Source organism: Actinomyces sp. S6-Spd3 (assembly GCF_000758755.1).
Classification (GTDB): Bacteria; Actinomycetota; Actinomycetes; order Actinomycetales; family Actinomycetaceae; genus Pauljensenia.
Genome location: NZ_JRMV01000281.1, coordinates 116,283 through 134,641, shown reverse-complemented (window position 1 = coordinate 134,641; position 18,359 = coordinate 116,283). Strand labels below are relative to the sequence as shown.

Below are 18,359 nucleotides of genomic sequence, written 5' to 3'. Positions count from 1 at the left end.
GTCTTTTACTGAAATCTAGCCTAATTCACCCGGTGGTATACAGCGAATTGACGCGCGGGATGCACAGTGTAAGACCGGTCATTCAATAGGAACGGGAGAGAGCGCCAAAACGCTCTCCCCCGCACTTCCTTAACAGCGACTCAGTAAAGTCACGCAGTTGTTCACTAGCTGTGAGCCTTACGAGAAGCCAAAACCTGGTCAATCAGACCGTATTCTTCAGCCTGAGCGGCGGTGAGGATCTTATCGCGCTCGATATCGCGACGAACCTCTTCGACCGGCTTGCCCGAGTGAGCAGCAAGCGTCTCCTCGAGCCACAGACGCATGCGATCGATCTCGTCGGCAATAATCTGGATATCCGAGGCCTGACCTTGCATTCCTTCCATTGCGGGCTGGTGAATGAGGACTCGAGCGTTCGGCAGTGCCAAACGCTTTCCAGGAGAGCCCGCAGCCAGTAGAACGGCGGCAGCTGAAGCAGCCTGTCCCAAGCAGACAGTCTGGACCTGGGGCTTGATGTACTGCATGGTGTCGTAGATCGCCGTCATTGCGGTAAAGGAACCACCGGGCGAGTTGATGTACATAGTGATCAGCGAATCCGGATCCTGCGACTCAAGGACGAGGAGCTGAGCCATGATGTCGTCGGCGCTTGCGTCGTCAACTTGCACGCCCAAGAAGACAATGCGGTCTTCAAAGAGCTTTGCGTAGGGATCTTGACGCTTGAAGCCATAGGCAGTGCGCTCTTCAAAGTTCGGAAGAACGTAGCGAGCCTGGGGCATTTGACGGGCAACTGCGTCGAAATAGGGCTGAGTGCTCATCAGTTTTCTCCTCCACGGTTGCCAATTTCCTGCGGGCTATCAATCACACGGTCCACGAAGCCGTATTCCAAAGCCTCTTGCGCGGTGAACCAGTGATCGCGATCACCATCCGCCTCGACCTGCTCGACCGACTTACCGGTACGCGATGCGGTGATCTGTGCCAGTTCCTTCTTCATGCCCAAGATCAGATCCGCATTAATGCGAATATCCGTCGCGCTGCCTCCGGCACCACCCAGGGGCTGGTGCAGCAGAACGCGGGTGTGAGGAGTGATGTAACGCTTTCCGGGAGCGCCTGCGGTGAGCAGGAATTGACCCATCGATGCGGCAAGACCCATACCGACGGTCACGACGTCGGGCTTGACGTACTGCATGGTGTCATAGATGGCCATGCCCGCGGTCACCGATCCACCCGGAGAGTTGATGTACAGGTAGATATCACGATCGGGGTCTTCAGCAGCCAGCAAGAGGAGCTGTGCGCAGATCGCGTTTGCGTTATCATCTCGCACTTCGCCGCCAAGCCAAATGATGCGCTCTTTGAGCAGGCGCTGGTAGACCGAATCTCCCAGTCCCATGGGCGTTTCATTTCCGCCCGAGGCTTGAATAGCCATTCACGCTCTCCTTCAATTTCAGGGTCCGGTTCCCGTAATGGAACCTCACTGAATCCAAACTTATCGGTTCTGACACCAGTTGGCGCTCTAAACTAGCGCTTTTCGCTCACGGCGCATGGAAAGACCACGGCGATCTCATACAGATATGACGTGTGGGCCGAAACCCTCAGGTTCCGACCCACACCAAGTCATGAGCTTCGCATTGCGAAGAACTCAGTTGCGCTTAAATCAGCGACTCACTTTTCGTCTGCGAGTTCTTCGCCGGCCTTCTCGACCTCGGCGACAGTCTCGGCTGCGGCTTCTTCAGCAGCAGCTTCATCCTCAAGGCCAAGGAATTCGCTCAGGTCGACGGGGTTGCCCTCGGTGTCCTTCACGGTCACCTCACGCAGAACCTCGATGAGGGCCTTTGCGCGGCCCAGATCGGCGACCACTGCGGAGATCTGCTGGGGATCAGAGAACAGGCGGTTGATGTCCATGCCGTAGTTCTGGGACATCTGGATGGCGTAGTCGAAAAGCTCCTGCTGGCCAACCTGAACCTCGTTCTTCTTGGCGAGCTCTTCGGCGAGAATCTCGGTGCGGTATTCCTTCTCGATCGCCGCGCGAGCTTCCTTCTTTTCCTTCGCGGAAGCGTCAGCGCCCAGTCGGTGGTTGAGCTCGAGCTCGATCACGGACTCGGGGAGGAGGATCTCGGTGTGGGAGAGCAGCTCATCAACGAGGCGATCACGCGCCTGAAGTGCCTGCTGCGAAGTCTTGGTCTGTGCGGCCTGCTTCTTGAGGTCTTCCATGAGCTCATCGATGGTGTCGAATTCGGAAACCATCTGCGCGAAATCGTCGTCGGCCTCGGGAAGCTCGCGCTCCTTGACGGACTTGACGGTGATGGTCACCTCGGCCTCTTCACCTTCGTGCTCGCCGCCCTTGAGGGTGGAGGTGAAGGTGACAACGTCGCCCGCGTGGGTCTTACGAAGCGCAGTGTCCTGGCCGTCGAGCATGGTGCCCGAACCGATTTCGTAGGAGACGTCGGAAACGGAGTCGACCTCTTCACCGTTGATGGTGGCAACCAGGTCAATGGTGGTGAAGTCGCCGGTCTTTGCCTGACGCTTGATGGGCTTGAGGGAAGCGAAACGACCACGCAGGGCATCCAGCTCAGCCTGAACGTCTTCATCGGTGACCTCAACGGAGTCAACCTCGATGACGGTGTCCTTGCCGTACTCGGGTAGTTCGAAGGAAGGAACGACGTCGACCTCTGCGGTGAAAACGACCTGGCCGGTCAGTTCGCCGCTGGTCGAGGGGATCTCGGTGACCTCGACATCGGGCTGGGACATGGGGCGCAGTTCGTGCTCGGACACGGCAGCGGAGTACTGGCCGGGAAGAACCTCATTGACGACCTGCTCGATGACGGCGGCACGGCCGAAACGCTGGTCGATGATGCGAGCGGGAACGTGACCCTTACGGAAGCCGGGGATGGACACCTGATTGGCGATGCTCTTGTACGCCTTGTCCATTTCTGACTTCAGTTCCTCAACGGGGATTTCAACAGTCAGACGAACCTTGGTGGGCTCGAGGGTCTCTACAGTGCTCTTCACGTGGATTCTCCAGGTCTTTTCTTGGGACGCCAAAACGGCGTATTTCAACTGAACTAGTCTACGACAGCACCCGCCAAAGCTGCTAGCTGGCTGTGGGCTTCACATTTTTCGCCTGCGAGAAGCTGGCCAATTGACGAGGCCGTGGCCGGGCTGGCAATAAAAAGTCGGGGTGACAGGATTTGAACCTGCGACCCTCTGCTCCCAAAGCAGATGCGCTACCAAGCTGCGCTACACCCCGTGAGACTGTCGTCTGCGGATCCCATAATACGGGACTTCACCCTAAATTTCGCAATCGCACAAACAATCAGGTAGTATCGATCCGCACGCGGATGTAGTTCAATGGTAGAACCTCAGCCTTCCAAGCTGATGGTGCGGGTTCGATTCCCGTCATCCGCTCTGAAAAAGGAGCCCCGGTTTTCCGGGGCTCCTTTCGTTTTGCCGCGCATTCTTGACCAGAGGATCGCTAGGCCAAGATGCGCGCTAGAACGTCGAGGTATCAATGACAAAGCGGTAGCGCACTTTCGAGGCCACCACTTTGTCGTAGGCCTCGGTAATGGAATCACCATCGATGATCTCAATCACGGGACGCACACAATTGCGCGGACATGAGCGTTCACAGTAAACCGAGTACCGTTACCACGTCACTCGTATCGAGCCTCCCCACCAGTATCAGCATTATTTGAAGCGGCGACTTATTCGTGACATATTAATATCCGTCTAAAAATAGGAGAAGGCTATGTCCCCTGTCACGTTTCCCCGCATGCATGCGACTACCGCATCCGTTCTGCTCGCCACTGTCGCGCTGTCCGGTTGCAGTATCCTGGGTGGCCTGCAAGGTTCCGTCGATATTTCCAAGTTGCCCAACATTCCCGAGGGACAAAAGCAACAGTTAATCAGCCAGATGCAGTCTGCGTCAGGTTCGGAGAAGCAAGAGATTGCCGCAAAGGCAAAAGCCCTGAGCAAGATGGTGGGAACGGAGCTGGTAGGGGTGGATCCCCCGCCGATCATTGACGAGACCTTCAAGTTGGATCCGAATGGCCAGACCGTGGTGAACAAGGACGACAAGATCTACCAGAGGATGTCGGCCACCGATTACTGGCGTCTGGGCCAGGACACCTACGACCTGTGCGTGGAGCAGGACTGCGAGTACTACTCGTCGTGGACGGTAGACGTGGAGGGGTCAGGTGCTGACCTGACGTACGTATGGACCCTGAAGGTCGATGGTGACGATCAGCCTAAGGAGCCGCTGGTCCGCCGCTTCAAGGCCGGTAAGTAAGCGTCCCGGCGCATCGACACGCTCTTCATTTTCCTCATTCACTTATTAGGAGCTAGCAATGACCGGTTACTCCGGAGTTCGATACGACGACCAGCAGCACAAAGCCGCGCCCCGTTCTCACTTCTCTTTCGTAGGGAGGGCGAGGCGCGCCGCGCGCGCCCTGACCACCGTCGCCTCCGCCCTGGCCCTAGCCGCTGGCGTCCTCGCCTTGGTGCCGGCCCCGGCCCACGCGGATGGCGCGGTGCCCTCACAGGAGTACTTCTCCTACTACCACTTCGACACCGCACGCGCGAAAGGATACACCGGTAAGGGTGTCACGATTGCCCTCATCGACGGTCCGGTCGATACGAGTAACCCGGCCCTCAAGGGGGCGAACATCACCGATAAGAGCCGCTGCACCATCCAAGACTCACCTGAGGGGATCCGCCATGGTACTGACATGGCGATCATCCTGGTCTCCCCCATCTCGGGCGTGGCACCCGACGCAACCCTGTACACCTACCAGTCCTCCACCGCTGGGACAATATCGAACGGCTCGTGCGACTCCAAGAAGGGAGAGCTCAACACCACTGCCGCTCTCATTAACCAGGCCGTCGAAGACGGCGCCCAATTCATCTCGATCTCCCAAAGCGTCTCCGAAGTTTCCTTCGAGCTCAAATGGGCCATCACCAACGCGATGACCAAGGGCGTCATCATCGTCGCCTCGGCCGGAAACGAGGCACTCCAAGACGACATAACAGCGCTGGGCAGGTACTCCGGTGTCGTCGGCGTGTCCGCCATCAACAGTGACGGTACCTTCGCCTCCTATTCCAACTCGGCCAATGGCATGGTCACCGCCGCCTTCGGCGGACCGTACAACACCTACGACGTGAACACAGGGGAGCCGGTCACCGTTCACGGCACCTCCATTTCTGCCCCGCTCGTGGCTGGCATGTTGGCCCTCGCGCGCCAGAAGTGGCCCGACGCCACCGCCAACCAGATCCTCCAACTCCTGGTCCACACCGGCCTGAACCCCAATCACGACTGGAACAAGTACACGGGCTACGGCGCCATCGATGGTGGCGCACTGGTCAACACAGATCCCTCGCAGTACCCCGACGAGAACCCCATCATCCAAAAGCCGGGGGGCTCTGAACCCACCGCGCAGGACGTCCAGGATTACATCGACGGAGTCGCAGGATCCCTACAGATAGCCTCCTTCCCCGACACCTACGTCTACCGCGGAACTAACGAAGCAGCCATCCACCTCCGCGGGGCCCAAACCGTCCACCTGGGAACCAGCCCCCGCTACCACCGGAAGTAGGCACACGTGGATGACAGGGTGTTCCCGTATGAGTCACGCGTCTTTTGCTGTGGATTGGATCTGTGACACTACAGGCCGCCCCGAGGGGGCGCGTGTTTTCACCGCGATCACCTTCGCTCCGAAAAAGGAGCCCCGGTTTTCCGGGGCTCCTTTCGCATACTTACTAGAACACTCCTCAGCGCAACTGGCCTAGAACGTCGAAGTATCAATCACAAAGCGGTAGCGCACTTTCGAGGCCACCACTTTGTCGTAGGCCTCGGTAATGGAATCACCGTCGATGATCTCAATCACGGGACGCACGCCGTGCTGGGCGCAGAACTCCAGCATTTCCTGAGTTTCAGCAATGCCGCCGATCTGGGATCCCGCAACAACCTTGTTTCCGTTAACAACGGCGCGCATGGGGATCACCATCGGATTCTCCGGCAGGCCCACGTCAACGAAGACACCGAAGGGCTTGAGTGCACGGACAAGTCCCGGGTAATCCAAATCGTCCGCGCTCACCGTGCAGATAATGATGTCGAAGGACGAGGCCAAAGATTCGATGGTGCCCTCTTCCGAGGTTGCGTAGAAGGCAGTGGCGCCAAAACGACGTGCATCTTCTTCCTTGGAACGCCCATGAGAGATCACCGAAACTTCCGCGCCCATCGCGGCTGCGATCTGGACACCCATATGTCCCAGGCCGCCCATGCCAACGATGGCGACCTTCTTGCCCGGTCCCGCGCCCCAGCGGCGCAGCGGCGAGTACATGGTGATTCCCGCACACATCAAAGGCGCGGCATCGCTGAGCTCCATTTCATCAGGAACATGGCAGCCAAAATCTGCACGTACCGTCATCGCCTGGGCATAGCCTCCAGCGGTCGGCTTCCCGTCAGGACCTGCACGGAAAGTCCAGTAGGCATGAGGATTATTACAGAACTGCTCGTGCCCGTCGGCGCAGTACTCGCACTGCCTGCACGAGCCCTGCAAACAACCGACGCCGATCCTGTCCCCTACCTTGAAATTCGTAACTCCTTCGCCGACCTTGGTCACCACGCCAGCGATCTCATGTCCACCAACGAAGGGATACGGGATCGGTCCCCATTCACTGCGTGCAGTGTGAATATCCGAGTGGCAGATTCCGGCATATTTAATGTCAAAGAGCACTTCTCCGGGACCCGGCTCGCGAATATCAATGACGGTTGGGTGATAAATCGAACGAGGGTCATCGCAGGCATATGCGCGAACCTTGGGCATCGTGAACTCCTTCGTCAACGCTACGTGTGCCGACTGCGCATCAACGCATTGCCGAAACTTTAGCACCGCAACATGAGAAAAGTCCCGAAACCAAAGGCTTCGGGACTTTTCTATCCGGGTGGCTGACGGGACTCGAACCCGCGACGTCCTGGACCACAACCAGGTGCTCTACCAACTGAACTACAGCCACCATTGAGCGCCGCAAAAAACGCAACGGGGAAACTCTAACATCAGTGCAGGCAAAGTGAGAAATCAGAAACGATAAGCGTGGCACTTACCACGAAGTTCACTCCCCTCGATACGTAAAACCGGCTCCCCCACCGCACAGGTAGGAGAGCCGGAATTCATGTTGAACGCGTCCTTACCGCGCTCTCACTCACCAGAAAGCGCGAGTCGAAATCGCATCGGCGAAGTTGTTCAAAGCCTCAGGTGTAGCAGAAAGGTACAGATCAGCATCGGTCGCTGAAACTTCCATAACTCGGAAGGAACCTTCACCGTCCGGGACCAGGTCCACGCGGTTGTAGAGCAAAAGCTCGTCGCGTCCCAAGCGTGCACGCATGTACTTGTGTAGAACTTGACGAATCTGCTCGCCCCATTGCCACGACTCAGCATCTGCGGGACGCGCGGTAACCACGGCCTCGTGCATAGAAGGATCCGTGACGGAGGAAGGATGGAGTACCGCACGCTTTTCGACTGCGTGCGAAAGCAAGCCGTTGAAGAACACCAGGGAAATTTCGCCGTGCACGTCGATGTCCTCCAAGTAACGCTGCAGCATGACGGAACGCCCCTCGTTCAAGAGGTCGATCGTCTGCGCCAAAGCGGCCTGACGCTGGAGAGTGTCAATTGCCGTGTAGCGACCGATATCGCGGACACCAGAAGACACAGCAGGCTTGACAACGAAGTCACCAAGAGCAGGGAAACGCGAGTGCACCTGATGCTTGGAGAATCCATGCGAAGGCTCAAGCCACGTCGTCGGAATGACGGGGAGGCCGAGTTCTTCCATGTCCTTCAAGTAGTGCTTATCGGTGTTCCACTCGACAATATCGGCGTTGTTGAGCAAGCGTGGAACCGACTGCGCCCACGTAACAAACTCCTGGCGCTGCGTCGCATAGTCGGAAACCGAACGAAGGACGCACAGTCCAGCTTTATCCCAGTCAACGGAAGGGTCATTCCACACCGCGATCTGGGGATCCATTCCGCGCTCAGCTAGCGCATCGGGAAGCCCGCCTTCATCGGAGAAGAGTCCCGGCATATTCGCGGAAGTAACAAGGGTGACCTTGGGTGTTTTCGTCATGAAGATATCCTACCTTAGTCCCAGTGGGCGACTGAGAGCCTCTTCTAGCAGCGAGGTCACCAGTTCCGTGTAGCTCATCCCGGCCTCGGCCCACACTCGCGGGTAGAGGGACAGGCGAGTGAATCCGGGCATGGTATTCACTTCGTTGACGATGATTTCGTGAGTTGAATCGTTGTAGAAGAAGTCGACGCGCGCCAGCCCCTCACACTCCAAGGCCTCGAAAGCCTTCAGGGCAATGCTCTGGATCCTCTGCGCGTCCTCGGCGGGAATGTCAGCCGGACACATCAAGGAAATCGCATCAGTGTCAACGTACTTGAGGGCGTAGTCGTAGAACTCGCCTTCGGGAACACCGATCTCCCCCAGCGGTGCGGCCATTGCCTCGCCACCGGCAGGCACGCGCACACCGCACTCAATCTCGCGACCATGGGCCATGGCCTCGACAATGATGCGCGGATCGTTCGCGGCGGCTTCCTTAATTGCAAGGTCCAGCTGGTCGGGCGAATCAACGCGAGAAATACCCACTGAGGAGCCTGCACGCGTGGGCTTAACAAAGACAGGGTATCCCAAAGCATCAATGCGCGAACGCACGTCCTGCGGGTCCTTCGACCACTGTTTCTCGGTGACCAATTCCCAACGACCAACCGAAATTCCAGCCTCGGCAAGGACCGTCTTCGTCAAGTGCTTATCCATCGAGGCCGAACTTGAAGTTACGCCGCAACCGACGTAGCGCACATCGGACATCTCGAAGAGGCCCTGAATTGTTCCGTCTTCGCCGTAAGGACCGTGCAAGAGAGGCAGGACCACATCGATCACGCCCAAATCTTCAACTCCGACAATTTGGGCATTGTGATCTTCAGGAGAGCGGTCGTAGGTCGTTTCAACAAGGCGGGCAAGGCCGGGAAGCAGGCTCACGCGGCTCAATCCCGGCACAATCGTCGTATCCGAGGCCGTGCGAAGATCCACCAACTCCGGCTTATCATCCACTCGCACCCACTGCCCATCGCGCGTAATTCCAACGGCAAGGACATCAAAGCGCTCACGGTCAAGAGCATGAAGAACACCGGCAGCCGTCGCACAAGAGACCAAGTGTTCGCTGGAGCGTCCACCAAAAACAACGAGGACGCGAGGACGTTTGACTTCACTCATGGGGTCAAGATTACCGCGAGAATCGACCTTGCCCGCACTGTGCGCGCCTTCAGACCAGCTCAATTTTCCACCCATCCATCTTTCGTGGACGCGAGAGCAACATGTTCCCCATGTCGTTAATTCCCGCGCGCCCCTCAACAACTTCAACAACTGCTGTCGTAATCGGCATGTCTACGCCAATCGATTGGGCAAGCTGCAGAATTGGAATCGCCGAGGCCACGCCTTCCACGACGCCAGCAGAAGCAGCAAGAGCATCCTCAACGCTCATGCCCGTCCCAACTCGATGTCCGAAAGAAAAATTTCTGGACAGCGTGGTCGAACAGGTTGCGATTAAGTCGCCAATTCCTGCGAGCCCCGCAAAGGTTGCCGGATCTGCGCCCAAGGCAGTGCCCAGACGCGTCATTTCTGCGAGGCCACGCGTCATCAAGGTCGAGCGGGTGTTAATTCCTAAACCAAGCCCCTCCGCCGCACCAATCGCGACGGCGATAACGTTCTTCGTCGCGCCGGCAATTTCAGTGCCAATCACATCCGAGGACAGATAGGGGCGGAAATAAGAGTTGTGGCAGACTCCCGCAATTTCCTTGGCTAATTCAAGGTTGCTCGAGGCGACAACGGTTGCTGTCGGTTGGTGCACCGCAATTTCACGCGAGAGGTTAGGCCCGGAAAGAACCGCGATCCGATCGTGTCCCACACCAGAAGCTTCACTCAACACCTCATCCACGCGCTTGAGCGAGCCCAGCTCAAGGCCCTTGGCCAGTGAGAGTAGCGCAGTTTCATTTCCGAGGCTGGGGCGCGCTGCCTCGAGAGTCGCGCGTACCGCTTTGACGGGGATTGCAACCATGAGAAGATCTGCGCCATCAACGGCCTGGCGCAGATCACAGGTCGCGCTAATCGACTCGGAGAGAACCAGGTCGGGAACATAGCGAGGATTTTCATGCGAGTTGATCGCGGAGACGATCTCTGGATTGCGTCCCCACATAGTGACAGCGTGTCCAGCATCTGCAAGAACCTGGGCAAAAGTGGTTCCCCACGCGCCCGTGCCCAGCACGCTCATTCGTGTCATCATTGTCATTCCTCTCCCATCCGCCTCAACCCTACTAGGATAAAGACACGCGACGTGCCCAAGGAGGAGCTCATGTCTAAACGCACAGCCCTATCTGCCCTCGTTCTTGTGACGACAGCTGTATTGTGCGGGTGCTCCCCCACCCCATCGCAAAGCGACGCTTCAAGCGCGCCCACGGCCTCGGCAAGCAGCCAATCCCCGTCGCTTGCCCCTAGTGCCAGCGCAAGTACATCGGCGACTCCCAGTACGTGGGAGAGCATTGAACCCCGCTTCCCACAGCAATCCCTTGGCAAAGAAGACGCCAACCACGCACCGGTCTTCCACGATATGCGCGTGGGAGACCACGACGGTTTTTACCGCGTTGTCGTTGAGTTCACTGGAAGTGATGACGTGGGATGGATCGGAGGGTGGACGACCTCCCCGCTCACCCAGGGCAAGGGAGATCCCATCGATTTGGGAACGCCTGTCTATCTTGATCTCAATCTTCAAGGCGGGGCTATGCCCGTGAGCGAGGAACTAGCAGCCAACTACTATAAGGGACCCAAAACCCTTGATATCGGGCCGATACGCGTACTCGAGAACGGAACTTTTGAGGCCGATACTCACATTGTCATCGGAATGGACCGAAAGCGTGAGGTCACCTTGAGTGCGCTCAGCAGTCCCTCGCGAGTCGTCATCGACATCGCGAAGTAACAAGGGCTTCGGCGCTAGTAGTCGACGCGTTCCTTGAGCTTGCGATCCCACACGCCTGTGGGAGCTTCTTCCCCGCGAAGGGCGGCGACTTCCTCGATCATCACGCGCTGAATCCGTTTGGTTGCTTCTTCGACGGCCTCGTGGTCGGCTGAGCCAGATTCGCGGCACAGGTCCTCAAGGGGAATCGGATCACCGATACGCACCGAGACTCGCCTGCGAGGACGGAAGTCAATGAGTGCAGAACCCGAGCGCATGATCTTCTGTTCTCCCCAGTGAATAAAGGGAATCACCGGCGCGCCCGTGTCCAAAGCAAGTCGTGCAGCACCGGTCTTGATCCGCATCGGCCACAAATCGGGGTCCAAAGTCAGCGTGCCTTCCGGATAAATGGCCACGCATTCGCCCTCGCGAAGGGCCTGAGCTGCCGAAGCAAGAATGGCACCCGGGTCCTTGGCGCGTCGGTTTACCGGCAGAAGCTTCATCTGGCGCATCGCTCCGCCTAGGAGTGGCACTTTGAAAAGCTCAGACTTCGCCATGATTCGAACGGGAATATCGGCTTTCATCATTACCCACAGCAGGCAAACCGGATCGATGTTTGACAGGTGGTTGCACACCAGTAGAAAACCGCCCTCGCGCGGAAGCTTATCGAGGCCTTCCACGTCGATTTTTGTCCACGGAACCATGAAGGTACGGAAGACGCCTCGCGCGAAACGGTAGAAACCTGTGAGCCGGTGAGTCATGCGTGTAGTCTAACGAAGCGGGCACGCGGGTAAAAACGCTGCTCCCCACCCGGCACGTGTTTTTCTATGCGAAAACCCGAAAAACCCCAGGTTGAACCGAAATCTCAACGGACCCGCGAGCAACCTGATCGCCGTCTCCCATCGCGATCAGTCCGGCGCTATCAAGGATTTTGACTCGGCTTACGGTCTCCACATGCACAATCGGGTCATCGACGCGCCGAGTAGTAAGTACCCGCGCCAAAACGCGGATCGCTTGGTGTTTCGGCACCGGGTCAACGGTGAGAAGCTCAAGCTTGCCGTCACTGGGATTGGACGTGGGAACGATGTTGATCCCACCGCCAAACCATCCCGAGTTTGAGACGGAAACCAACCACCCGCGGATACGCCGCACCTGGCCATCGACCTCGATTTCCATGGTCCGAGGCTTGAACCTGGCCAGCGCGCATACCGCTCCCCACGCGTATGCAAGCGTCCCGGAGCTAAAAGGCGACTCGTTGGCAATCTGATTGGCAAGTGCATCAAGACCAAAAGAAACTAAGCCAAGAACCTGCGACGCCTCACTGGAGCGCGCACCCTGTGCGTCTAAATTCTGCGCTTCGCCTGCATGAGCAAGCGGCGCGACCCTCATAGCATCCACATCGCGAAAACGCCCAATGGTGCCCGCCTGCGACGAAACGATCTCCGAGGCCTGGGGAAGCTTACGGATATGCGCCAACGCATCCGTCCCAATCCCTAGACAGCGGCACAGGTCATTGCCCCGCCCACCGGGAAGAGGGATCACTGTCCCGCCTCGTTTCCCAACCTCAGAGGCGATGTGAGCGATATACCCATCGCCACCAAAGACTCCGACCCACTGGTGCGTCGACGCGGCAGCAAGCTGGCCTGGATTGTCCTCACGATGAGTAACAACCACCTCAACTTCCCATCCGCGTTCACGCAGGAGCGCAGCAGCTTGGGGTGCGAGGCGCAGCGCTCGGCCTCGGCCAGAAAGAGCAGAGACGAAGAGCTGTAAGGAGGGCGCTGAAGGGTCCACGAAAGGCACTTGGGGAAAGCTCAGCGGTCGGCGTATTCGACGCGCGCGTCCAGCTCGCGCAGTTTACGGATGAAATGCTCGTATCCGCGCGAAATCACATCGATTCCCGAAACGGTTGAGGTTCCCGAGGCGGCCAGTGCGGCAATCAGGTGCGAGAAGCCACCGCGAAGGTCAGGAACAACGATGTCTGCAGCGTGAAGAGGAGTCGGCCCCGAGATAACAGCTGAGTGATAGTAGTTCTTCTGGCCAAAACGACACGGTGTTCCACCCAAGCACTCACGGTAAACCTGAATATTTGCACCCATTTGGCGCAGCGCAGAGGTAAAACCGAAGCGGTTTTCGTACACGGTTTCGTGGACGATGGACAAGCCTTCGGCCTGAGTGAGAGCAACGACGAGGGGCTGCTGCCAGTCCGTCATGAAACCGGGGTGAACGGCGGTTTCCAAAGCGATGGAATGCAATTCACCGCCGGGATGATAGAAGCGAATACCTTCTGAATCGATATCGAAAGCGCCGCCAACCTTACGGAAGGTATTGAGGAAAGTCGTCATATCCGGCTGGTGTGCGCCTCGGACGTAAATGTCACCGTGAGTGGCCAGGGCCGCCGCTCCCCAGGAAGCGGCCTCGATGCGGTCAGGAAGAGCGGTGTGGCGGTATCCGCTGAGGGTTTGCACGCCTTCGATGCGGATGGTGCGGTCAGTATCGACGGAAATGATGGCGCCCATCTTCTGAAGAACATTGATGAGGTCCATAATTTCGGGCTCGATTGCCGCGCCCTTCAAGGTCGTGATGCCGTCGTTGCGCACTGCCGTGAGCAGTGTTTGTTCTGTCGCGCCAACGGAGGGGAAGGGAAGCTCAATGATTGCGCCGTGTAACCCGGAGGACGGGCGCTTGATGTGAACACCATCGGGCTGTTTTTCAACGATCGCGCCGAACTTACGCAAGGTCTCCAAGTGGAAGTCGATGGGACGGCCACCGATAGCGCAGCCACCCAGTTCCGGAATGAATGCTTCACCAAGTTGGTGGAGAAGAGGCCCGCAGAAGAGGATCGGAATGCGCGAAGCTCCCGCAAGAGTGTCAATATCAGAGCGCGAGGCCACGCGAACATTCGCGGGATCCATACGCAATTCGCCGCGCTCCTGATCGTAATCAACCTTGACCCCATGCAGGGACAAGAGGTCAGAGACCACGTCAACGTCACGAATCAGAGGGACGTTGTAGAGCTCTGAGGGCGTGTCGGCCAGCAGCGATGCAACCATCGCTTTGGGAACAAAGTTCTTTGCTCCGCGCACGGTAATGGTGCCCTGAAGCGGGTGGCCACCTTCAACTCGCAGAATCGAGGACATCTTGCTGGTCTCCTAGCTGTCGACTTTCTGTGACCACTTTAGAGCAGCTCGCCCTCATCTGCGTGCGCTTCGGGCAGCTTTTGCGGGTGGCGAACTACTCAGAGTCAACGGGACGTGCAGAAACAACCAGTTGCAGGGGAAGAGTCTTTGCAGGAAGTGTCTTCGGTTTGAAGGACGGCCTGCGCTCTTCGTAGGCGGTAATTTCTGCCTCGTGACGCAAGGTCAAGGCGATATCGTCCAAACCTTCCATCAGCGTCCAGCGCACGTAGTCATCGATCTCAAAAGTGCAGGTGAAATCACCGAGGCGCGCGGTCTTATCTTCCAGAGAAACCGTGATTTGTGCGCCGGGATCAGCTTCGAGCAGTTCCCAGAGCTTTTCGCAGTCGTCCTGGCTGATGATCCCAGTAACGAGGCCCTGCTTACCCGCGTTTCCGCGGAAAATATCGGCGAACTTGGGGGCGAGGACGACCTTAAAGCCGTAGTCACGAAGTGCCCACACCGCATGCTCGCGCGATGAACCGGTTCCGAAATCTGGCCCAGCAACCAAGACCGATCCTTGGTTGTAGGGTTCACGATTCAAAATGAAGTCAGGCTCGCGGCGCCATGCGTAAAACAGCGCGTCATCGAAGCCGGTCTTTGTAACGCGCTTCAAGAAGACGGCCGGAATGATCTGGTCGGTGTCGACATTTGAGCGGCGGAGCGGGACGCCAATACCCGTGTGCGAAATGAACTTTTCCATGAGTTTTCCTTCGGTGTGTATCAGCGCTGAGCCGGTTCATCCAGGTCGGCGGGCGAGGACAGTGTTCCACGAATTGCGGTTGCTGCTGCGACCAGTGGGGAAACCAAGTGTGTGCGCGAAAGCTTTCCTTGGCGGCCTTCAAAGTTACGATTCGAGGTCGAGGCGGAGCGTTCTTGAGGTGCCAGTTGGTCGGGATTCATCCCCAGGCACATTGAACAACCGGCATTGCGCCACTCCGCGCCGAAATTCGTGAAGACCTTATCCAGGCCCTCGGCCTCGGCCTGAAGACGAACACGCGCCGAACCGGGAACAACCAGCATGCGCAGTCCCGGGGCTTTTTCGTGGCCACGAATGATTTCGGCGGCCGCGCGCAGGTCTTCAATGCGGCCGTTCGTGCATGAGCCCAGGAAGACGGTGTCGACCTTGATATCGCGCATCGGAGTGCCGGCCTCGAGGCCCATGTAGTCCAGAGCCTTCTTCGCGGCCGCACGCAAGGTCTCATCGGTGAAGTCTTCGGGGTTGGGAACTTGACCAGACAGAGGAACGCCCTGCCCGGGGTTGGTTCCCCAGGTTACGAAGGGTTCGAGGTCTTCGGCATTCAAGATGACCTCGGCGTCGAAAACCGCATCTTCATCTGAGTGGAGTGTCTTCCAGTATTCGACGGCGCGATCCCAGTCTTCACCTTGAGGAGCGTGGGGACGTCCCTTGAGGTAGGCGAAGGTCGTCTCATCGGGGGCGACCATTCCAGCGCGAGCACCGGCCTCGATGGACATATTGCACACGGTCATACGGCCTTCCATCGAAAGCTCGCGAATTGCCTGACCGCGATACTCAAGGACGTATCCCTGTCCTCCACCGGTTCCGATCTTCGAGATCACGGCCAAGATGATGTCTTTTGCGGTCGCGCCCTTGGGCAGAGAGCCGTTCACGGTAATAGCCATGGTCTTGAAAGGAGCCATGGGAAGTGTCTGGGTAGCAAGGACGTGCTCGACCTGACTGGTTCCAATTCCCATTGCCAGAGCGCCAAAAGCACCGTGCGTCGAGGTGTGAGAGTCACCGCAGACGATAGTCATGCCGGGTTGAGTCAGTCCAAGCTGAGGACCAACGACGTGGACGATTCCCTGATCGGCGTCACCTAGGGAGTGCAGGCGGATACCAAATTCCTTCGCGTTCTTGCGCAGAGTATCGATCTGGGTGCGGCTGGTGATATCTGCGATCGGCAGATCAATGTTCACGGTGGGGGTGTTGTGATCTTCGGTTGCGATCGTGAGATCGGGGCGACGCACCTTGCGTCCAGCCATGCGCAAACCATCAAATGCCTGAGGGCTGGTCACTTCATGAACCAGATGCAAGTCGATGTAGAGCAGGTCCGGGGCGCCATCTTCCCCATGTACAACTACGTGATCAGCCCAGACCTTCTCGGCCAGCGTTCCACTCATTTCCCGCTCCTTCTTCGACTTCTTTCTTCCCATGATTGACACTTACGGTGGAGTTGGACTTGATATCTCATTTAATGAGATGTGAAAATAACATCATGGAGGACTCAGAAGCCTTTGGAAGTGGAGTTGGCGTTCTAGATAAAGCCGCGTTGGTTTTGAGCGCCCTCGAAGCAGGTCCGGCCCCCCTTGCACAGTTGGTCGCAACGACGGGTCTTGCACGCCCAACAGCACACCGCCTGGCCGTCGCATTGGAGTATCACCGCTTCGTTGCACGCGACATGCAGGGACGTTTCGTTTTGGGGCCGCGTCTCCAAGAACTCGCCTCCTCTGCTGGCGAGGACCGTCTGCTTGCTGCCGCAATGCCCGTTCTGATCGCATTGCGCAATCACACCAAGGAATCGACCCAGCTTTTCCGTCGTCAAGGCGACTTCCGCGTGTGCGTTGCCGCCTCTGAACGTGAAATGGGGCTTCGCGATTCAATTCCTGTTGGTGCGACCCTCACTATGAAGGCAGGTTCTGCCGCGCAGGTTCTTCTTGCGTGGGAAGAACCCGACCGCTTGCACCGCGGCCTGTATGGCGCGACTTTCAATGCGACGATGCTCGCGCAAGTTCGTCGCCGAGGCTGGGCACAGTCGGTTGCAGAACGCGAGCCTGGCGTCGCGTCGGTGTCCGCCCCCGTTCGAGGCCCATCCGGCCGAGTGCTGGCCGCGATCTCGATTTCTGGCCCCGTCGAGCGCATGGGACGCCAACCGGGACGCCAGCACGGCCCCTCGGCGGTTGCGGCAGCCAATAGGCTCTCTGATTTCCTCCGCTCCGCAGAGGGAATGGAAGACTAAGACACGGCAGCAATCGCGCGCCGGTAATACTCCTCCGTTGAGTCAATGACCTTCTCCCACGAGAAGGGAAAACTAGCGCTCATATTGTGCGCACGAATGTCAGTGAGGCACTCAGGACGCTCAAGTACGCCCACGAGCGTTTCAATCATGTCCTCGTCGCTGTCAAGACTCCACCCATTCACGCCGTTCTCAACCACTTCAGCAAGCCCAGATTGTGAACGCGTCATCACTGCGAGTCCAGATGCCAAGGCTTCGCGTCCCGCGATCGAGGCAGATTCTTTGATCGAGGGGGCAAGGAAAATATCCGCTCGCGAATACAGGTCCTGTAGCTGACCGGCGCTCATACGTCCCGGAAGAAGAACCCACTCCCCCAGGTCATACTTGTCAACCTTGCGCACAGTGGCATTGAAAAGCGGTCCCTCACCCGCGATGACCGCACGCAGAGGGAAAGAGGAAGCTTCGCCTCGGCGATAGTAGGAATTCCAGCGGCGAGAGGTCTCTGCGAGGATATCGATGAGCGCATCCACGCGCTTTCGAGGCGCAAAGCGGGTTGCCGTGACAGCAAGGATTCCCTCGTGAGCAAGGGGTGGACGCTGCCATGGAGCCAGATCAACGCCGTTGTGCAAAGTACCGATCTGAACGCCCTCCCCCATGACCGCTCGAATCTGATCATTGACAAGCTGTGAAACACCCGTCCAGATGATCGGAGCCCTATTAAGGCCCGTTCTGCGTGCGATGGCAGTGAAGCTCGGAATTGTCAGGCGTGGATCCCACAGAGAGTGCACGGTGACGACCTGGGGAATCCCAGAATTTTTGAGGCGCAGCACAAGGGATTGGACGACCGGCGTGAGTTCACCCATGTGGTAGTGAACGACATCGGGGTGGAAACGCGTAATGAAGTCACGGAAGCGCCGGGGCGCCTTCGGATCGACGGGTGCGTCAAATGGATTCGACCATGTCGAGCGCAGAACCGTATAGGGGCAAGGCTCGACCTGCGTATCCTCAGGCGTGCAGGTGAGAACAACGATTTCATGGCCTCGGGCGTGGAGGTGGTCGGCAAGGGCACCCACCTGCGTTTCAATTCCGCCCATGGTGGGACGGAAAGTATCGGAGACCAAAATAATGCGCATGGTGTCATTCTTGCATGCTTGACGGGCGGCACTTGGGTGGCAATCTTTGGATAACAAAAAAGCAGGGCCGAAGCCCTGCGAAGAGTTG

Annotated in this window: 17 protein-coding genes, 3 tRNA genes and 1 pseudogene; 5 read left to right on the top strand and 16 right to left on the bottom strand. The window is 57.9% G+C overall.

Annotated features, from left to right (window positions below; all coding sequences use genetic code 11):
- Window positions 1–164: 164 nt before the first annotated feature.
- The 4 genes from HMPREF1627_RS07740 to HMPREF1627_RS07725 form a co-directional block, all read right to left on the bottom strand.
- The gene (locus tag HMPREF1627_RS07740; protein WP_034502685.1) at window positions 165–812 is read right to left on the bottom strand and encodes an ATP-dependent Clp protease proteolytic subunit; all 648 of its coding nucleotides are present in this window, start codon (window positions 810–812) and stop codon (window positions 165–167) included.
- Window positions 812–1,420, bottom strand: coding sequence for an ATP-dependent Clp protease proteolytic subunit (locus HMPREF1627_RS07735; protein ID WP_034502683.1), 609 nt, complete (start codon window positions 1,418–1,420; stop codon window positions 812–814). The genes HMPREF1627_RS07740 and HMPREF1627_RS07735 overlap by 1 nt, the downstream gene beginning before the upstream one ends.
- A 236-nt stretch (window positions 1,421–1,656) precedes the next feature.
- Complete coding sequence (gene tig / locus HMPREF1627_RS07730) at window positions 1,657–3,003, bottom strand: trigger factor (protein ID WP_034502681.1); 1,347 nt, start codon at window positions 3,001–3,003, stop codon at window positions 1,657–1,659.
- 164 nt (window positions 3,004–3,167) lie between these two features.
- A tRNA-Pro gene (locus HMPREF1627_RS07725) sits at window positions 3,168–3,241 on the bottom strand.
- A gap of 87 nt (window positions 3,242–3,328) precedes the next feature.
- Here HMPREF1627_RS07725 and HMPREF1627_RS07720 point away from each other — a divergent pair.
- Window positions 3,329–3,399: transfer RNA gene (locus HMPREF1627_RS07720), tRNA-Gly, on the top strand.
- A gap of 84 nt (window positions 3,400–3,483) precedes the next feature.
- On the opposite strand, the pseudogene HMPREF1627_RS10430 reads toward HMPREF1627_RS07720, so the two are convergent.
- Window positions 3,484–3,588, bottom strand: a pseudogene (locus HMPREF1627_RS10430) (NAD(P)-dependent alcohol dehydrogenase); the annotation flags it as partial.
- A 151-nt stretch (window positions 3,589–3,739) separates the two neighbouring features.
- On the opposite strand from HMPREF1627_RS10430, the gene HMPREF1627_RS07715 reads away from it, so the two are divergent.
- Both HMPREF1627_RS07715 and HMPREF1627_RS07710 read left to right on the top strand, forming a co-directional pair.
- Complete coding sequence (locus tag HMPREF1627_RS07715; protein ID WP_034502678.1) at window positions 3,740–4,279, top strand: hypothetical protein; 540 nt, start codon at window positions 3,740–3,742, stop codon at window positions 4,277–4,279.
- A gap of 58 nt (window positions 4,280–4,337) precedes the next feature.
- A complete protein-coding gene (locus HMPREF1627_RS07710; RefSeq protein ID WP_052040892.1) occupies window positions 4,338–5,582 on the top strand; it encodes a S8 family peptidase in 1,245 nt (414 codons plus the stop codon).
- A 189-nt stretch (window positions 5,583–5,771) separates the two neighbouring features.
- Here HMPREF1627_RS07710 and HMPREF1627_RS07705 read toward each other — a convergent pair whose 3' ends face one another.
- From HMPREF1627_RS07705 to HMPREF1627_RS07685, 5 genes are all read right to left on the bottom strand, one after another.
- Window positions 5,772–6,815, bottom strand: coding sequence for an NAD(P)-dependent alcohol dehydrogenase (locus tag HMPREF1627_RS07705; protein ID WP_034502675.1), 1,044 nt, complete (start codon window positions 6,813–6,815; stop codon window positions 5,772–5,774).
- A gap of 117 nt (window positions 6,816–6,932) precedes the next feature.
- Window positions 6,933–7,005: transfer RNA gene (locus tag HMPREF1627_RS07700), tRNA-His, on the bottom strand.
- 186 nt (window positions 7,006–7,191) lie between these two features.
- On the bottom strand, window positions 7,192–8,109 hold the full coding sequence (locus tag HMPREF1627_RS07695; RefSeq protein WP_034502674.1) for an ATP-grasp domain-containing protein: 918 nt from the start codon (window positions 8,107–8,109) through the stop codon (window positions 7,192–7,194).
- A 9-nt stretch (window positions 8,110–8,118) separates the two neighbouring features.
- The gene (locus tag HMPREF1627_RS07690) at window positions 8,119–9,255 is read right to left on the bottom strand and encodes a D-alanine--D-alanine ligase family protein (RefSeq protein ID WP_034503600.1); all 1,137 of its coding nucleotides are present in this window, start codon (window positions 9,253–9,255) and stop codon (window positions 8,119–8,121) included.
- A 49-nt stretch (window positions 9,256–9,304) separates the two neighbouring features.
- Window positions 9,305–10,327 carry an NAD(P)H-dependent glycerol-3-phosphate dehydrogenase gene (locus HMPREF1627_RS07685; RefSeq protein WP_034502673.1) on the bottom strand — a complete coding sequence of 341 codons (1,023 nt, stop codon included), beginning with the start codon at window positions 10,325–10,327 and terminating at the stop codon, window positions 9,305–9,307.
- A gap of 63 nt (window positions 10,328–10,390) precedes the next feature.
- Between HMPREF1627_RS07685 and HMPREF1627_RS10525 the strand changes: the two genes are divergently transcribed.
- A complete protein-coding gene (locus HMPREF1627_RS10525; RefSeq protein ID WP_034502671.1) occupies window positions 10,391–11,011 on the top strand; it encodes an AMIN-like domain-containing (lipo)protein in 621 nt (206 codons plus the stop codon).
- A 14-nt stretch (window positions 11,012–11,025) separates the two neighbouring features.
- Here the strand turns inward: HMPREF1627_RS10525 and HMPREF1627_RS07675 are convergent, their stop codons facing one another.
- From HMPREF1627_RS07675 to leuC, 5 genes are all read right to left on the bottom strand, one after another.
- A complete protein-coding gene (locus HMPREF1627_RS07675; protein WP_034502669.1) occupies window positions 11,026–11,748 on the bottom strand; it encodes a lysophospholipid acyltransferase family protein in 723 nt (240 codons plus the stop codon).
- 64 nt (window positions 11,749–11,812) lie between these two features.
- Window positions 11,813–12,781, bottom strand: a complete 969-nt coding sequence (locus HMPREF1627_RS07670; RefSeq protein WP_034503598.1) for a diacylglycerol/lipid kinase family protein — start codon at window positions 12,779–12,781, stop codon at window positions 11,813–11,815.
- Between the two features lie 20 nt (window positions 12,782–12,801).
- Complete coding sequence (gene murA / locus HMPREF1627_RS07665) at window positions 12,802–14,127, bottom strand: UDP-N-acetylglucosamine 1-carboxyvinyltransferase (RefSeq protein ID WP_034502667.1); 1,326 nt, start codon at window positions 14,125–14,127, stop codon at window positions 12,802–12,804.
- A 94-nt stretch (window positions 14,128–14,221) separates the two neighbouring features.
- Window positions 14,222–14,866, bottom strand: a complete 645-nt coding sequence (gene leuD / locus HMPREF1627_RS07660; RefSeq protein ID WP_034502665.1) for a 3-isopropylmalate dehydratase small subunit — start codon at window positions 14,864–14,866, stop codon at window positions 14,222–14,224.
- Window positions 14,867–14,886: 20 nt separating this feature from the next.
- Window positions 14,887–16,305, bottom strand: a complete 1,419-nt coding sequence (leuC, locus tag HMPREF1627_RS07655; protein WP_034502663.1) for a 3-isopropylmalate dehydratase large subunit — start codon at window positions 16,303–16,305, stop codon at window positions 14,887–14,889.
- Between the two features lie 95 nt (window positions 16,306–16,400).
- On the opposite strand from leuC, the gene HMPREF1627_RS07650 reads away from it, so the two are divergent.
- Window positions 16,401–17,141 carry an IclR family transcriptional regulator gene (locus HMPREF1627_RS07650; protein WP_034502660.1) on the top strand — a complete coding sequence of 247 codons (741 nt, stop codon included), beginning with the start codon at window positions 16,401–16,403 and terminating at the stop codon, window positions 17,139–17,141.
- On the opposite strand, the gene HMPREF1627_RS07645 is transcribed toward HMPREF1627_RS07650, so the two are convergent.
- The gene (locus HMPREF1627_RS07645) at window positions 17,138–18,271 is read right to left on the bottom strand and encodes a glycosyltransferase family 4 protein (RefSeq protein ID WP_034502659.1); all 1,134 of its coding nucleotides are present in this window, start codon (window positions 18,269–18,271) and stop codon (window positions 17,138–17,140) included. The two genes, HMPREF1627_RS07650 and HMPREF1627_RS07645, sit on opposite strands and share 4 nt — an antisense overlap.
- Between the last annotated feature and the right edge of the window lie 88 nt (window positions 18,272–18,359).

Excerpts from the sequence above, each read along its gene's own strand:
- HMPREF1627_RS07740 (WP_034502685.1), bottom strand. The coding sequence starts at position 812 with ATGAGCACTCAGCCCTATTTCGACGCAGTTGCCCGTCAAATGCCCCAG.
- HMPREF1627_RS07735 (WP_034502683.1), bottom strand. The coding sequence starts at position 1,420 with ATGGCTATTCAAGCCTCGGGCGGAAATGAAACGCCCATGGGACTGGGA.
- HMPREF1627_RS07715 (WP_034502678.1), top strand. The coding sequence starts at position 3,740 with ATGTCCCCTGTCACGTTTCCCCGCATGCATGCGACTACCGCATCCGTT.
- HMPREF1627_RS07710 (WP_052040892.1), top strand. The coding sequence starts at position 4,338 with ATGACCGGTTACTCCGGAGTTCGATACGACGACCAGCAGCACAAAGCC.
- HMPREF1627_RS07705 (WP_034502675.1), bottom strand. The coding sequence starts at position 6,815 with ATGCCCAAGGTTCGCGCATATGCCTGCGATGACCCTCGTTCGATTTAT.
- HMPREF1627_RS07695 (WP_034502674.1), bottom strand. The coding sequence starts at position 8,109 with ATGACGAAAACACCCAAGGTCACCCTTGTTACTTCCGCGAATATGCCG.
- HMPREF1627_RS07690 (WP_034503600.1), bottom strand. The coding sequence starts at position 9,255 with ATGAGTGAAGTCAAACGTCCTCGCGTCCTCGTTGTTTTTGGTGGACGC.
- HMPREF1627_RS07685 (WP_034502673.1), bottom strand. The coding sequence starts at position 10,327 with ATGACAATGATGACACGAATGAGCGTGCTGGGCACGGGCGCGTGGGGA.
- HMPREF1627_RS10525 (WP_034502671.1), top strand. The coding sequence starts at position 10,391 with ATGTCTAAACGCACAGCCCTATCTGCCCTCGTTCTTGTGACGACAGCT.
- HMPREF1627_RS07675 (WP_034502669.1), bottom strand. The coding sequence starts at position 11,748 with ATGACTCACCGGCTCACAGGTTTCTACCGTTTCGCGCGAGGCGTCTTC.
- murA (WP_034502667.1), bottom strand. The coding sequence starts at position 14,127 with ATGTCCTCGATTCTGCGAGTTGAAGGTGGCCACCCGCTTCAGGGCACC.
- leuD (WP_034502665.1), bottom strand. The coding sequence starts at position 14,866 with ATGGAAAAGTTCATTTCGCACACGGGTATTGGCGTCCCGCTCCGCCGC.
- leuC (WP_034502663.1), bottom strand. The coding sequence starts at position 16,305 with ATGAGTGGAACGCTGGCCGAGAAGGTCTGGGCTGATCACGTAGTTGTA.
- HMPREF1627_RS07650 (WP_034502660.1), top strand. The coding sequence starts at position 16,401 with ATGGAGGACTCAGAAGCCTTTGGAAGTGGAGTTGGCGTTCTAGATAAA.
- HMPREF1627_RS07645 (WP_034502659.1), bottom strand. The coding sequence starts at position 18,271 with ATGCGCATTATTTTGGTCTCCGATACTTTCCGTCCCACCATGGGCGGA.